Source organism: Aurantimonas sp. A3-2-R12, assembly GCF_036016755.1.
GTDB lineage: Bacteria > Pseudomonadota > Alphaproteobacteria > Rhizobiales > Rhizobiaceae > Aurantimonas > Aurantimonas coralicida_A.
Map to the genome: position 1 here is coordinate 54449 of NZ_JAYXIH010000019.1, position 13294 is coordinate 67742.

The following is a 13294-nucleotide window of genomic DNA, read 5'->3' on the forward strand; positions in this document are numbered from 1 at the left end:
TGCTCAACTCTTCAATCGGTAACCGGTACGAAAGATCCAGCCGATGACCGCCAGGCTAACAACGAGAAACGCCAGTGTCATGGTCAGGCTGACGCCGATCGAGACGTCCGACGTGCCGTAGAATGCCCAGCGAAAGCCGCTGATCAGATAGACGACGGGATTGACGAGGCTGACGTCCTGCCAGAACTCCGGCAGCATCTTGATCGAATAGAAACTGCCGCCGAGAAAGGCGAGCGGCGTCACGATCAACAGCGGCACGATCTGCAACTTCTCGAAACCGTCCGCCCAGATACCGATGATGAAGCCGAACAGCGAGAAGGTGATCGCCGTCAGAACCAGAAAGACGATCATCCAGACCGGGTGCTCGATCCTGAGATCGACGAACAGCGCGGCCGTCGCCAGGATGATCAACCCGAGAATCACCGATTTCGTCGCCGCGGCGCCGACATAGCCGAGCACGATCTCGAAGGCGGAAATCGGCGCCGACAGGATCTCGTAGATCGTGCCGACGAATTTCGGGAAGTAGATGCCGAAGGCCGCGTTGGTCAGGCTCTGGGTCAACAGCGACAGCATGATCAGGCCGGGCACGATGAAGGCGCCGTAGGAGATGCCATCGATCTCGGTGATACGCGAGCCAATCGCCGCGCCGAACACGACGAAATAGAGCGAGGTCGAAATCACCGGCGAGATCACGCTCTGCATGACGGTGCGCCAGGTGCGGGCCATCTCGAACACGTAGATCGCGCGCACGGCCTGAAAATTCATGCCCGCTCCTTCACCAGATTCACGAAAATCTCCTCCAGCGTCGACTGCTTGGTCGACAGATCCCGGAACCGTAGGCCCGCGTCGGACAGCTTGGCCATCAACGTCGCGATCCCGGTCCGCTCGGCGTGGGTGTCGTAGGTGTAGGTGAGGCTTTCGCCGTCGGGCGCCAGGCTGAGATTATAGCCAGCCAGCGTCTCCGGCAGACGCTCCAGCGGCTCCTGCAATTGCAGCGTCAGCTCCTTGTGGCCGAGCTTGCGCATCAGTTCGGCTTTTCCCTCGACGAGGATCAGCTCGCCCTTGGAGATAACGCCGACGCGGTCGGCCATCTCCTCGGCTTCCTCGATGTAGTGGGTGGTCAGGATGATAGTGACGCCCGAATCGCGCAAGCGGCGGACGACGTTCCACATGTCGCGCCGCAGCGACACGTCGACGCCAGCGGTCGGCTCGTCGAGGAACAGCAGCTCCGGCTCGTGCGATAGCGCCTTGGCGATCAGAAGGCGTCGCTTCATGCCGCCCGACAGCGTCATGACCTTGGCGTCCTTCTTGTCCCACAGGGACAGATCGCGCAGCACCGACTCGATATGCGCCGGATCGCGCCGTTTGCCGAACAGGCCCCGTGAAAAGGACACCGTGTCCCAGACCGTCTCGAAGGCGTCGGTAGTGAGTTCCTGCGGCACCAGGCCGATCATCGACCGCGCGGCGCGATAATCCTTGCCGATGTCGTGACCGGCGACGCTGATGGCGCCTTCGGACAGGTTGGTGATGCCGCAGATGATCGATATGAGGGTGGTCTTGCCGGCCCCGTTCGGGCCGAGCAGCGCAAAGATCTCACCCTTGTCGATCGTCAGATCGATGTTCTTCAGCGCCTGAAATCCGCCCTCATAGGTCTTCGAGACGTTCCGGACAGACAGGATCGGGGACATGGAAGGCCTTGGGAAACCGGGCTGGCAGGGCGCCTGCGCCGCAAGACGCGGCACCGACGGGCTCGACATCATGTGTCGAGATAGCCCTTTCGTCGAACTTGGCCAGAGGTGAGCAGTGTCGCAGGGCACGCGCAGCCGTCCGCCGGTTCACGTGCTCCGCTACGACGGAGCCCAGTTACGGGACGATCGGCAGACGGTCAGCCCCAAGACTGGACGCGTCACGCGGCGGCGATGCCGCAGGCGGCATGCGGCCGGTCGTGTCCGGCCGAATCCCGACAGGACTTGGCTCAGAAGCCGTAGCCGCGCGGCTGGAAACGACCCTGGTCGACTTCGCGCATGCGACGCTCCAGATCGGCCATCGAGATGGACTGGTCGAGATAGGCGCGAACGCGCTCCTGCTCGGGATTGCGGCGGAATGCGCTGCGGATCTTGTCGGTGATGTTCATGGCATTCTCCTTTCCTGTTCAAGATGATCATTCTTGTGCAATGCAGCAATGGGCTGCCGTGCAACGCTGCCATGTCCTGCAGGCAGAGCGACGGTAAGGAAGAGCGACGGTAAGGATCTGTTAAGGATCAATGCATCGGCCGCAGCGGATGCCTTCGGGCGCTCAGCCAGTCTTCGCAGGCCACAGCCAGACTGCGACCGCCGCCAATCCGGCAAGCCACAGCGCGACGACAACCGCTGCCGCGGCGCGGCTGACGGGGCGGCCCGCCCGCGCCTCGGCCGCGATCCTGAACTCGGCCATCAGCGCTGGTGGCACCAGCCGAATGGTCAGCAAAATGCCGAGCGGCACAATCAGGAGATCGTCGAGATAGCCCAACACCGGAATGAAATCGGGAATGAAATAGATCGGAGATAAGGCATAGGCGGCGACCGAGGCGGCCAGCAGTTTCGCCAGCAGCGGCGTCCTACGATCGCGCGCGGCGATCCACAGCGCAACGACGTCACGCTTCAGGTCGCGCGCCCAAGCCTTCACGCCGGACCAGAGGGGTTTGCTCATGTTCCGCCCCGCAAGACTACTATCAGGAGAGGGACGACCCGCCCGCGCCGCCTTTGTTTCACGTGAATCGTTGCCGCGTCCGCCGCGCTTTATGCGATCGCGGCCTCAGCCTAATCCGCCATAATCTCGACGATCTCGGCATCGCTGGCGCCCGCCTTGACGACGTCGCCGAGCTCTTTTCCCATCAGGCTCTTGGCCAGCGGCGATATATAGGAGAGGAGGCCCTCGGCCGGGTCAGCCTCGTCGATTCCGACGATCTGGAACAGCTGCCTGCGACCATCGTCCCTCTCGATCGCCACGCGGCTTCCGAAGTGAACCGTCGCCACCGAGGCTGGCGGGACGACGATTTCGGCGGTCGCGTGGCGTGCCTGCCAGTAGCGAAGATCGCGGTTGATCGTGGCCATGGCGAGCTTGTCGCCGGCCGCGCGCGCCTCGTCCAATTGCTTTTCCAGCGCCGCGATCTCAGTGTCGATCAGTTTTAGGCCGCGCGTAGTGACCAGGTTCGGGTCCGAGCCCAGTTCACGGTCCGGCAGGACCTCGACCTGATCCTCATTGGGTTCCTTGACGAAGGCGACACTCATCGATCCATATCCTCGCGTTTCCAGAGATATGTAGGACTTATCGCGTGTTTTCCCACCATGACGGACTTGGCGGACAGTCCGACGCCACCCATGGTCGAGCGTCCGGCCCGCGACGACTCAGATATCCAGATTGGCGACCTGCAGGGCGTGTTCCTGGATGAATTCGCGGCGCGGCTCGACCTCGTCGCCCATCAGCCGCGAGAACAGCTGGTCGGCGTCGGTCGCGTCGGGAATCTTGACGACCACCAGGGTCCGCGCCTCGGGGTCCAGCGTCGTCTCCCACAGCTGCTCGGGGTTCATCTCGCCGAGCCCCTTGTAACGCTGTAGCGCCAATCCCTTGCGGCCGACATCGAAGACGGCGGTGAGCAATTCCATCGGCCCGGACAACTCGCGCGCGGTGTCGCGGCGGCGCAGCACCGGCAGGCCTTCGTAGGTATCCGCCAGATGCGAGGCGAGGCGATTGAGCTGCAAGGCGTCACCGGAATGGATCAGCGCCGCGTCGAGCGTCTGCACTTCGGAGACGCCGCGGACCGTGCGCAGGAAACGGTAGCCGCCATCCACTGACTCGCCGGTCCAGCCGCGCTCGGTTTCCTCGGCGACAAGATCCAGCCGCTCGGAAATCCGCTGCGCCATGGCGGGCCCACGCGCGGCATCGTCCGCGACCTCCGGCGTGAGGCCACCGCAGATCGCCGCCTGCTCGACGGCGCTGCGATGATAGCGCGAATGCAGCCCGCCCAATACCTGGCGCACCTGCAAGGCATCGTCGACGACCCCGCGCAGATCCCGGCCGGTCCGCACCTCGCCCGATGCAAGCGTCAGGCCGGCATCGTCGAGGCCACCCTCGATCAGGTAATTCTCGAGCGCCTTCTCGTCCTTCAGATACTGGCTCTGCTTGCCGCGGGTGACCTTATAGAGCGGCGGCTGGGCGATGTAGATATGGCCGCGCTCGATCAGTTCGGGCATCTGCCGGAAGAAGAAGGTCAGAAGCAGGGTACGGATATGGGCGCCGTCGACGTCGGCGTCGGTCATGATGATGATCTTGTGGTAGCGCAGCTTGTCGGCGTTGAACTCGTCCTTGCCGATCGACGTACCCAGCGCGGTGATCAGCGTGCCGATCTGGTCGGAGCCGAGCATCCGGTCGAAGCGTGCCCGCTCGACATTGAGGATCTTGCCGCGCAGCGGCAGGATCGCCTGGTTCTTGCGCGACCGCGCGCCCTTGGCCGAGCCGCCGGCCGAATCACCCTCGACGATGAAGATTTCCGACTTGGCCGGATCGCGCTCCTGGCAGTCGGCGAGTTTGCCGGGCAGCGAGGTAATGTCCAGCGCGCCCTTGCGCCGGGTCAGATCGCGCGCCTTGCGGGCCGCCTCGCGGGCGGTGGCCGCCTCGACGACCTTGCCGATGACGATCCGGGCTTCCTGCGGGTGCTCCTCGAACCAGGTCGACAGGGTCTCGTTGACCAGGCTCTCGACCACCGGACGCACCTCGGAGGAAACCAGCTTGTCCTTGGTCTGGGACGAGAATTTCGGGTCCGGCACTTTTACCGACAGGACGCAGGTCAGGCCCTCGCGGCAATCGTCGCCGGTCAAGGACACCTTTTCCTTCTTCAGGATGCCGGAGCTTTCGGCATAACCGTTCACCTGGCGTGTCAGCGCGCCGCGCAGGCCCGCCATATGGGTGCCGCCGTCGCGCTGCGGAATGTTGTTGGTGAAGCAGAGCACCGTCTCGTTGTAGGAATCGTTCCACCATAGCGCCGCCTCGACGGTGATCCCGTCCTTCTCGCCGATCAGGACGATCGGCTCGGGGATCAGCGGCTTGCGCGCCCGGTCGAGATAACGGGTGAAGGCCTCCAGTCCGCCCTCGTAGAAAAGCTCAGTGCGCTTTTCGTCGGCGTGCCGCTTGTCGGACAACAGAATACGCACGCCGGAATTGAGGAAGGCGAGTTCGCGCAGGCGATGTTCGAGCGTTGCATAGTCGAACGTCGTCACCCCCCGGAAGGTGTCGGTGGACGGCAGGAAGGTGATCGCCGTGCCGGTTTCGTCGCCGGCATCGCCCGTCACTTCCAGCGAGCCGTCGGGCACGCCGTGGGTGAAGGACATCTGATGCACCTTGCCCTTGCGCTTGATCGACATCGACAGCTTGGCCGACAGGGCGTTGACCACCGAGACGCCGACGCCGTGCAGGCCGCCGGACACCTTGTAGGAATTCTGATCGAATTTTCCGCCGGCATGCAGCTGGGTCATGATGACCTCGGCCGCCGAGACGCCCTCGCCGGTATGGATATCGGTGGGAATGCCGCGGCCGTTGTCGGTCACCGTGCAGGAATCATCGGGGTTGAGCGTCACGGTCACGCGCGTCGCGTGGCCGGCCAGCGCCTCGTCGATGGCGTTGTCGACGACCTCGTAGACCATGTGATGCAGGCCCGAGCCGTCGTCGGTGTCGCCGATATACATGCCCGGGCGTTTGCGAACCGCGTCCAGGCCCTTCAGGACCTTGATCGAATCGGCGCCGTATTCAGCCTCCGGGACGGGGTTCGTTTCGTTCGTTGCGGACATGCTGTTCCTTGGGTTCGGGCGGGGCGGAGGGCCGCGACGAATCGCCGTTCGCTCCCGACCTATATAAAGTGTCGGCTGTCGCGATCCAAGCCGGCCGGGAAAGCCCTGTGGGCCACGCTACGCTCGACGTCGATCATCCGCCAACCCATATCCCGTACGACACCATAAAGGACCGCCGGCTTCATGGATACGCAAATGGATAGGCCCGTCCGACCGTTTCGCCCGCCGGCGCCGATTCCGCACGCCGAACCCCTCGGTTTCGCGAGCTTCCTGAAGACGGCGTCTCGCAATCCGATCGAGATCTGGGGAACGCGCGCTTTCAAGGAGCCCTACATCCGCGGCACATGGCTGGGCGTGCCCAACATCGTCGTCAACGATCCGAAGGGCGTGCGCCATTGCCTGGTCGAGAACGCCGCCAATTACGTCATGCAGCCACTGCGCCAGCGCATTCTGCGCCCGCTGCTGCGCGACGGGTTGCTGACGGCGGAGGGCGCGCTGTGGCGGCGCACCCGCAAGGCCATCGCGCCGGTGTTCACGCCAAGGAACATCGCCGGCTTCACCGAGACGATGCAGGCGCGCTCAGAGGTCTTCGCCGAGCGGCTGGCCGGCCGGGTGGGCGAGACGGTCGACGGCAGCCACGAGATGACGCTGCTCACCTTCGATATCCTGCAGGCGACCCTGTTTACCGACGACATCGCCGGCGACGGCGAGACCTTCGCCACATCCACCCAGGCGTTTCTCGGCTCGATGGGCCGGGTCGACCCGCTCGACCTGCTGGGCGCGCCCGCCTTTCTGCCGCGCTTGCGCCGCCTCAGGGGTCGGCGGTCCATGACGTATTTCCGCAGCTTGATCGCGGCGACGATCGAAGGCCGCCGCGCCCAGATCAAGCGTGATCCGGCCGGCGCACCGAACGACCTTCTGTCGCTTCTGATCAAGGCCGACGGCCTGTCGGCGGACGAGATCGAGGACAATATCATCACCTTCATCGGCGCCGGCCACGAAACGACGGCGCGCTCGCTCACCTGGACGCTGTACCTGCTCAGCCAGGCGCCAGCCGAGCGGGCGGCGGTCGAAGCCGAGTTGGACAGCGTGCTGCCGACGCTGTCGCATCCGAGCGAATGGGTCGACCGCCTGGTCCACACACGGGCCGTGTTCGAGGAGGCGCTGCGGCTTTACCCGCCGGCCCCCTCGTTGAACCGGACCGCGCTGGCGCCGGACCGCGTCGGCGACGTCGAGATCCCGGCCGGGGCAACGGTTCTCGTCATGCCGTGGCTGATCCACCGCCACGAAATGCTCTGGGACCGGCCCGACCATTTCATTCCGAGTCGTTTTCTGCCCGGCAACCGCGAGACGATCGACCGCTATCAATACTTGCCCTTCGGCGTCGGACCGCGTGTTTGCATCGGGGCGAGCTTCGCGCTGCAGGAAGGCGTCATCGCGCTCGCCGCGCTGCTCAAACATCTGCGGTTCGACTACGCTGGAAGCAGCCCGCCGGAGGTGGTTCAACGAATTACGGTGCAGCCGCTCGGCGGCCTGCCGCTGCGCGTCGCCAGGCGATAGCAAGGAGGCCGGTCCCGCCGGTTCGCCACTCTCGACCTGTCTGCCACGGTCGCATTCGAACGGTGGCTCTTGCACTTGGACGCGTCAGAGGTCATAATCCTACTTCGGGTATTTGCAGACCCGGAGTCTGGCTGACGTTCCGCCACCGAAAAATCGGCGGTTTGCCTGGTTTTGCTGTGCAATGACCGGAGCGATGAGAACCAAACCTTTCGCCGAAACCGTGTGAAATTCCGAATCTCCGGCCGCAGCGTGTTGCTGTGTCCATACAACCATAGAAGTCTATCGCGTCGCGCGAAACTTCCAGCAGAGCCCAGACAGGGCAGCGACGAAAGGTTTATCCATGAGCCAGACCGGCACCGTCAAGTTCTTCAACGAAGCCAAGGGTTTCGGATTCGTTACGCCGGACGGCGGCGCGAAGGACGTTTTTCTTCACGTCTCCGCGCTTGAGCGCGCAGGCATCTCCTCGCTCAACGAGGGCGACAAGATCAGCTTCGACACCGAGCCCGACACCCGCGGCAAGGGTCCGAAGGCGATCAACGTCCAGCGCGCCTAACACGTTAAGGTACGACCGGCGGGGTCCGCTCCGCCGGTCGCACTGACCGAAACTTTATTTCGGGTCGCTCCGCGTCTCGGTGCCAAGTGATCGAAAGTCGAGATGATGGAGAATTCCCGAAAGGCGCGCGAGCGCGCCGAAGCAGCGCTTTCGGGTCCGCCGGAACGACCGGCCAAGGGTTCCGCGGTCGGCATCATCGCCGCAGAATCGCTGGCGACCCAGGAAAAGACGGCGCGGCTCAAGAAGCTCCGTATGGAGCGGGATGCCGCCGAGGCACCGAAGGTCGTCAAGGCGAAGACTACTAAGGCAAAGGCGAAGACGACTGCGTCGAAGCCACGCGCAAAGAAATCCGCCGGCTGACTGATCGTCGCCGGCCATGTGGCGGTCCCGCCCTCTCCCATTGCGAGGAGAAGCGGCGCGAGGCCCTTAATAACCGATCAGTGAGGAGTCGTTTTGAAAGTCGACGTCAGAGACAACAATGTCGATCAGGCCCTTCGGGCTCTGAAGAAGAAATTGCAGCGCGAAGGCGTCTTCCGTGAAATGAAGGCGCGCCGCGCCTATGAGAAGCCGTCCGAGCGACGCGCACGTCAAAAGCAGGAGGCCATTCGCCGCTCCCGCAAGCTTGCCCGCAAGCAGGCGCAGCGCGAAGGTCTCGTTCCCGGTCCGAAGCGCAAGCCGCCCCGCGCCGGCGCAGCGCGTCCAGGTGCCGCAGGGTCCGGCGGCGCGAGCACGGGCTATTCCGGTGGCGACGCCCCGCGGCCATACAACACGGCCGGCTGACCAGTCTCTTTTTTGGTTTGTCTATTCGATTGCCCGGTGGCCGCAAGGCTGACCGGGCAATCGCATTTTGAACGGTTGCATCGACGCCGTGGTCCGGCCACGCGTCACTGCCTACTCCTCGTCACCCAGCCCTTCGAACAGCGCCGTCGACAGGTACCGCTCGGCGAAGGACGGGATGATCACGACGATGTTCTTGCCCGCCATCTCATCGCGCCGGCCGACACGGATCGCGGCCGCGAGCGCCGCGCCGGATGAAATTCCCACCGGAACGCCTTCCAGCCGGGCGACCAGACGCGCCAGCTCAAAGGATTCCTCGTTCGAGACCTGGACGACCTCGTCATAGACCTCGCGATCGAGGATTGCCGGCGCGAAACCGGCGCCGATCCCCTGGATCTTGTGCGGACCGGGAGCGCCACCCGACAAAATCGGCGATGCCTCCGGCTCCACGGCGATGACCTTGAGGCCGGGCTTCTTCTGCTTCAGCGCCTGGCCGGCGCCGGTGATCGTGCCGCCGGTGCCGATGCCGGCCACCAGCACGTCGACCTCGCCCTTGGTATCGTTCCAGATTTCCTCGGCGGTGGTGACGCGGTGTATTTCCGGGTTGGCCGGGTTCTCGAATTGCTGGGGCATCACAGCGTCCGGGATCTCGGCGACGAGTTCCTCGGCCTTGGCGATCGCGCCCTTCATCCCCTTGGCGCCCTCGGTCAGCACCAGGTCCGCGCCAAGCAGCCGCAACATCTTGCGCCGTTCGACCGACATCGTCTCGGGCATGGTCAAGATCAACCGATAGCCCTTGGCGGCCGCCGCGAAGGCGAGCGCGATACCGGTGTTACCCGAAGTGGGCTCGACCAATGTCGTCTTGCCCGGCGTGATCCGGCCGTCGGCTTCGAGTTTCTGGATCATCGCGACGCCGATACGGTCCTTGACGCTGGCGATCGGATTGAAGAATTCGAGCTTGGCGAGAAGATGCGCCTTGACGCCCTTTTCCTTCGCCAGCTTGTCCAGGCGGACGATCGGCGTATCGCCGATGGTGTCGACGATGGAATCGTAGATACGCCCCCGCCCCCGCGTCCACGCCCTGCTGTCGTTTGCGGCTTTGTCCATGGCTTGGTTCTCCCTATCGCGTCGTGGCTCAGTCGCAGCCGGCCGCTCCATCAGCTGTAAAGCTTATGGCGAAAAACCACCGGATGTGAGGCCGTGTCATCCAAACCGCGGCCGTCCGATAAAAAAGCATACCCCAAGTGCGCCAAAGCGCCATCGAACCGATGGCACAATACGAGCGAAGCATCGAATTGTCCGGATCCCGCCAACGCGATCTTATGATAATTGCGGGAGAACGGAGGCTCGGTGCAGGTAAATCCGCCGGCCGAGAAACCAGCGAGATCACCGTTGCGCCCTGCCTTTGCCCATATCCGAACTATCTGCGGCGAATTTCTCGTGCTGGTCGCTGCGATGACGCTGATGTCGGGGACGGCGGGGTTCTATCTATTCCGCGGGTTCGGACAACCGGTCATGATGACGGCGGCGCTTTTCGCGTTCGCCGTGCCGCTGGTGACCGCCCTTCCCTATGTCGTTTATCTGGCTGTCCGGTTGAACAGCCTGATGTCGGACAATGCCGGCCTCCAACGCGCCGCCACGACCGACCGGCTGACGGGACTTCTCAACCGGGCCGGCTTCGAGGGCGAAATCCGACGCCACATCGCGACACTTGAGAGAAAGCAGCAGGGCGGCCTGATGCTGCTCGTCGTGGACGCCGACAATTTCAAGCAGATCAACGACCGGCTGGGGCATCCAACCGGCGATCAGGCCTTGAAGGCGATCGCGACCGAGCTGCGTCATTCGATCCGCGTCGGCGACGCCTTGGGCCGGATCGGCGGCGAGGAATTCGCCATCTCGCTGCCCTGCGCCAATATCGGACAAGGCCGGACGGTGGCCGAGCGCCTGCGGCTGGCCATCAACGCGATCAGCGTCGGTGAAGGTGACGACACCATCCGGCTCTCGGTTAGCGTCGGCGGCGCGTTTTCCGCGGCGCCGCAATCCTTCGATGTCATCTATGCAGCCGCGGACAGCAATCTCTACCAGGCCAAGCAGGCTGGCCGGAACCGCAGCACCATCTCGGCGATGGGGAACGCGCATGGCTATCTTCGCGACGCGGGAAAATCGGTCCCCGCCACCCCCTGACAGCCCCGGCCGGTCACCCGGTTCCCGTCGAACCGAAACCACCGTCACCCCGCTCGCTAACCGCAAGACTTTGTCGCTCACCGAACTCTGCCTGGACGACCGGCGCGACGACCATCTGCGCGATCCTGTCGCCGCGCGCGACGGTGAATGCCTCCTCGCCCAGATTGACGAGGATGATCTTCACCTCGCCGCGATAGTCGCTGTCGATGGTGCCGGGCGTATTGAGGACCGTGACGCCGTGCTTGGCGGCCAAGCCGGAGCGCGGCCGCACCTGAACCTCGTAGCCCGCCGGAATCTCGAAGCTCAGGCCGGTCGGCACCAGCGCCCGCGCGCCGGGAGCCAGGGTCAGCGGTTCCTCCAAGGCAGCGCGAATGTCCGCCCCGGCCGCGCCATTTGTCGCGTAGGCGGGAAGCGGCAGATCCGCGCCATGGGGCAGACGGCACATGCCGATCGTTGGCGCGCTCAAGGACGGTCACCCTCTGTCAGGCGGGCGGCGATCCATGCCGCAAGGCGCCGCGCGACTTCTGTCTTGTCGAGCTTGGGCCAGTCCTCGACGCCGTCCCGCGTGACGATATGCACGGTGTTTGCCATGCCCCCCATGACGCCGGTCGCGGCCGACACGTCATTGGCGACGATCGCGTCGGCGCCCTTTCTGTCCAGCTTTGCACGTGCATTCGCCAGGAGATCGTCGGTCTCGGCCGCGAAGCCGACAACGAGGCGCGGCCGCAATTGCGAGTGGCCGATGGTCGCCAGGATGTCCGGATTCTCCGTCAAGGCGAGCGCCGGCGGGCCGCCGTCGCCCTTCTTGATCTTGGCCTCACCCTCCGCGACCGTCCGCCAGTCGGCGACGGCGGCAACGAACACCGCGGCGTCTGCCGGAAGCGCCGCCTCGACGGCTTGCAGCATCTCGCGCGCGGTCTCGACACGGCGCATGGCGACACCGGGCGGATCTGCGATGGCGACGGGGCCGCTGACCAGCGTCACCTCGGCCCCCAATCCGGTAAGCGCTGCGGCGATGGCGTGTCCCTGCCGCCCGGACGAGCGGTTGGCGAGGTAGCGGACCGGGTCGATCGGCTCGTGGGTCGGGCCTGACGTGACCACGATGCGGCGACCCGCGAGCGGCTTGGCCCCACCGTCCAGCACAGCCTCCAGCGCCGCCGCGATCTCCATCGGCTCGGCCATGCGGCCAATTCCGGCCTCGCCCGCCTCGGCCATCTCGCCGGCATTCGGCCCGACGAAGCGGACGCCATCGGCGGCCAGCACCTGATGATTGCGGCGCGTCGCCGGATGCGCCCACATCGCCGGGTTCATCGCCGGCGCCATCAGGATCGGCGCCTTCGCCGCGAGCAGCACGGCGGTGGCGAGATCGTCGGCCAGGCCATTGGCGCAGCGCGCCATCAAATTGGCCGTCGCCGGCGCAACGAGAATCGCATCGGCCTCGCGGGCCAGACGGATATGGCCGACATCGTGCTCGTCCTCGCGGTCGAACAGATCGTCGAACACCTTGGAGGCCGACAGCGCGCCGACCGCGAGCGGCGTCACGAACTCCTTGGCCGCCGCCGTCATCACCGGCGTCACGCGCGCGCCGCGCTCGCGCAGGCGGCGGATGAGGTCCAGCGTCTTGTAGGCCGCGATGCCGCCGCCGATAATCAGAAGGACGCGCTTTCCGTCGAGCCCGCTCATGCCACCAGCGCCGGTTCGATGTCGGTGTGGAAGAAATCGTCGCCCTTGAACAGCAGCGGCGCGTCGAGCGACCGGGCCAGCGCATAGGAGAAGCAATCGCCGAAATTCAGCCGCGCCGGGCTGCCCGACCCGCGGCCGAAGCGGCGATAGGCCTCGATGGCAAGATCGGCCTGGCGGACGTTGAATGGATGTGTTCGCAACACCATATCCTCCATCATCTCATGCAGCCGACGCACACCTTGCGATCCATGCTGGCTGCGGATCACGATCGCTGTCTCGACGAACGTCGCTGCGGAAATCGAAACCTCGTCATCGTTCACGATCAGGCGTGTGATCCGCTCGGCCTCCGGTTCGGCATTTGTGACCGCCACGATCGCCGAACTATCCACGACGATCACTCGACGAAATCCCAAAGTTCGTCGGTGAACGTCTTCTGGTCGAAAGGCCGATCGGGCTTGCGTCCCAGCGACAGGATGCGCCGGACACGCGCCTCCCGCGCCTCCACGCTTTCCCCCTGGCCGGCAGGCCGCCCGTCGACCGAGGCGCCGAGAATCGTGCGCGCCTCTTCCTCCATGGACCGGCCGAGTTCGGCCGCGCGCATGCGCAGCTTCCGTTTCACGTCCGCATCGAGATTGCGAATCGTCAGGCTGGCCATCCTCGCCTCTCGTCTAGCTCTTACCAGCCAATCTAAGTTCCGGATGATTGCAATGCAAT

16 protein-coding genes are annotated in these 13294 nt (G+C 64.8%); 5 read left to right on the plus strand and 11 right to left on the minus strand.

Annotated features, from left to right (window positions below):
- Nucleotides 1-3: 3 nt before the first annotated feature.
- The 6 genes from VSX60_RS11730 to gyrB all read right to left on the minus strand — a co-directional run bounded on the left by VSX60_RS11730 (nucleotide 4) and on the right by gyrB (nucleotide 5823).
- Nucleotides 4-765 (minus strand): ABC transporter permease, encoded by a 762-nt coding sequence (locus tag VSX60_RS11730; RefSeq protein WP_327624368.1) that lies wholly within the window; start codon nucleotides 763-765, stop codon nucleotides 4-6.
- Nucleotides 762-1688, minus strand: a complete 927-nt coding sequence (locus tag VSX60_RS11735; protein WP_327624370.1) for an ABC transporter ATP-binding protein — start codon at nucleotides 1686-1688, stop codon at nucleotides 762-764. The genes VSX60_RS11730 and VSX60_RS11735 overlap by 4 nt, the downstream gene beginning before the upstream one ends.
- Before the next feature lie 287 nt (nucleotides 1689-1975).
- Nucleotides 1976-2134 (minus strand): DUF3563 family protein, encoded by a 159-nt coding sequence (locus VSX60_RS11740; protein WP_327624371.1) that lies wholly within the window; start codon nucleotides 2132-2134, stop codon nucleotides 1976-1978.
- A gap of 162 nt (nucleotides 2135-2296) precedes the next feature.
- On the minus strand, nucleotides 2297-2689 hold the full coding sequence (locus VSX60_RS11745; protein ID WP_327624372.1) for a YkvA family protein: 393 nt from the start codon (nucleotides 2687-2689) through the stop codon (nucleotides 2297-2299).
- A gap of 110 nt (nucleotides 2690-2799) precedes the next feature.
- Nucleotides 2800-3270 carry a transcription elongation factor GreA gene (gene greA / locus VSX60_RS11750; RefSeq protein WP_327624373.1) on the minus strand — a complete coding sequence of 157 codons (471 nt, stop codon included), beginning with the start codon at nucleotides 3268-3270 and terminating at the stop codon, nucleotides 2800-2802.
- 117 nt (nucleotides 3271-3387) lie between these two features.
- Nucleotides 3388-5823, minus strand: coding sequence for a DNA topoisomerase (ATP-hydrolyzing) subunit B (gene gyrB / locus VSX60_RS11755; protein ID WP_327624374.1), 2436 nt, complete (start codon nucleotides 5821-5823; stop codon nucleotides 3388-3390).
- Between the two features lie 195 nt (nucleotides 5824-6018).
- On the opposite strand from gyrB, the gene VSX60_RS11760 reads away from it, so the two are divergent.
- From VSX60_RS11760 to rpsU, 4 genes are all read left to right on the plus strand, one after another.
- On the plus strand, nucleotides 6019-7383 hold the full coding sequence (locus VSX60_RS11760; protein ID WP_327624375.1) for a cytochrome P450: 1365 nt from the start codon (nucleotides 6019-6021) through the stop codon (nucleotides 7381-7383).
- A gap of 340 nt (nucleotides 7384-7723) precedes the next feature.
- On the plus strand, nucleotides 7724-7936 hold the full coding sequence (locus tag VSX60_RS11765) for a cold-shock protein (protein ID WP_163043081.1): 213 nt from the start codon (nucleotides 7724-7726) through the stop codon (nucleotides 7934-7936).
- A 102-nt stretch (nucleotides 7937-8038) separates the two neighbouring features.
- Entirely contained in the window at nucleotides 8039-8296 is a 258-nt protein-coding gene (locus tag VSX60_RS11770; protein WP_327624376.1) for a hypothetical protein, read from the plus strand.
- A 93-nt stretch (nucleotides 8297-8389) separates the two neighbouring features.
- Nucleotides 8390-8716, plus strand: coding sequence for a 30S ribosomal protein S21 (rpsU, locus tag VSX60_RS11775; RefSeq protein ID WP_327624377.1), 327 nt, complete (start codon nucleotides 8390-8392; stop codon nucleotides 8714-8716).
- Between the two features lie 111 nt (nucleotides 8717-8827).
- On the opposite strand, the gene cysK is transcribed toward rpsU, so the two are convergent.
- A complete protein-coding gene (gene cysK, locus VSX60_RS11780) occupies nucleotides 8828-9820 on the minus strand; it encodes a cysteine synthase A (protein WP_327624378.1) in 993 nt (330 codons plus the stop codon).
- Nucleotides 9821-10105: 285 nt separating this feature from the next.
- On the opposite strand from cysK, the gene VSX60_RS11785 reads away from it, so the two are divergent.
- Complete coding sequence (locus tag VSX60_RS11785; protein WP_327624379.1) at nucleotides 10106-10897, plus strand: GGDEF domain-containing protein; 792 nt, start codon at nucleotides 10106-10108, stop codon at nucleotides 10895-10897.
- 13 nt (nucleotides 10898-10910) lie between these two features.
- Here VSX60_RS11785 and dut read toward each other — a convergent pair whose 3' ends face one another.
- From dut to VSX60_RS11805, 4 genes are read right to left on the minus strand one after another with little or no spacing between them, the layout of a single operon-like run.
- Entirely contained in the window at nucleotides 10911-11342 is a 432-nt protein-coding gene (dut, locus tag VSX60_RS11790; RefSeq protein ID WP_327624405.1) for a dUTP diphosphatase, read from the minus strand.
- Nucleotides 11343-11359: 17 nt separating this feature from the next.
- Nucleotides 11360-12580, minus strand: a complete 1221-nt coding sequence (gene coaBC / locus VSX60_RS11795) for a bifunctional phosphopantothenoylcysteine decarboxylase/phosphopantothenate--cysteine ligase CoaBC (protein ID WP_327624380.1) — start codon at nucleotides 12578-12580, stop codon at nucleotides 11360-11362.
- Nucleotides 12577-12978: a type II toxin-antitoxin system VapC family toxin gene (locus VSX60_RS11800; RefSeq protein ID WP_327624381.1), complete on the minus strand. Its 402-nt coding sequence runs from the start codon at nucleotides 12976-12978 to the stop codon at nucleotides 12577-12579. The genes coaBC and VSX60_RS11800 overlap by 4 nt, the downstream gene beginning before the upstream one ends.
- Nucleotides 12975-13235 (minus strand): FitA-like ribbon-helix-helix domain-containing protein, encoded by a 261-nt coding sequence (locus VSX60_RS11805; protein WP_327624383.1) that lies wholly within the window; start codon nucleotides 13233-13235, stop codon nucleotides 12975-12977. The genes VSX60_RS11800 and VSX60_RS11805 overlap by 4 nt, the downstream gene beginning before the upstream one ends.
- Between the last annotated feature and the right edge of the window lie 59 nt (nucleotides 13236-13294).

Excerpts from the sequence above, each read along its gene's own strand:
- VSX60_RS11805 (WP_327624383.1), bottom strand. The coding sequence starts at position 13,235 with ATGGCCAGCCTGACGATTCGCAATCTCGATGCGGACGTGAAACGGAAG.
- VSX60_RS11765 (WP_163043081.1), top strand. The coding sequence starts at position 7,724 with ATGAGCCAGACCGGCACCGTCAAGTTCTTCAACGAAGCCAAGGGTTTC.
- VSX60_RS11745 (WP_327624372.1), bottom strand. The coding sequence starts at position 2,689 with ATGAGCAAACCCCTCTGGTCCGGCGTGAAGGCTTGGGCGCGCGACCTG.
- coaBC (WP_327624380.1), bottom strand. The coding sequence starts at position 12,580 with ATGAGCGGGCTCGACGGAAAGCGCGTCCTTCTGATTATCGGCGGCGGC.
- VSX60_RS11735 (WP_327624370.1), bottom strand. The coding sequence starts at position 1,688 with ATGTCCCCGATCCTGTCTGTCCGGAACGTCTCGAAGACCTATGAGGGC.
- gyrB (WP_327624374.1), bottom strand. The coding sequence starts at position 5,823 with ATGTCCGCAACGAACGAAACGAACCCCGTCCCGGAGGCTGAATACGGC.
- VSX60_RS11740 (WP_327624371.1), bottom strand. The coding sequence starts at position 2,134 with ATGAACATCACCGACAAGATCCGCAGCGCATTCCGCCGCAATCCCGAG.
- VSX60_RS11760 (WP_327624375.1), top strand. The coding sequence starts at position 6,019 with ATGGATAGGCCCGTCCGACCGTTTCGCCCGCCGGCGCCGATTCCGCAC.
- VSX60_RS11770 (WP_327624376.1), top strand. The coding sequence starts at position 8,039 with ATGATGGAGAATTCCCGAAAGGCGCGCGAGCGCGCCGAAGCAGCGCTT.
- VSX60_RS11730 (WP_327624368.1), bottom strand. The coding sequence starts at position 765 with ATGAATTTTCAGGCCGTGCGCGCGATCTACGTGTTCGAGATGGCCCGC.
- dut (WP_327624405.1), bottom strand. The coding sequence starts at position 11,342 with ATGTGCCGTCTGCCCCATGGCGCGGATCTGCCGCTTCCCGCCTACGCG.
- cysK (WP_327624378.1), bottom strand. The coding sequence starts at position 9,820 with ATGGACAAAGCCGCAAACGACAGCAGGGCGTGGACGCGGGGGCGGGGG.
- greA (WP_327624373.1), bottom strand. The coding sequence starts at position 3,270 with ATGAGTGTCGCCTTCGTCAAGGAACCCAATGAGGATCAGGTCGAGGTC.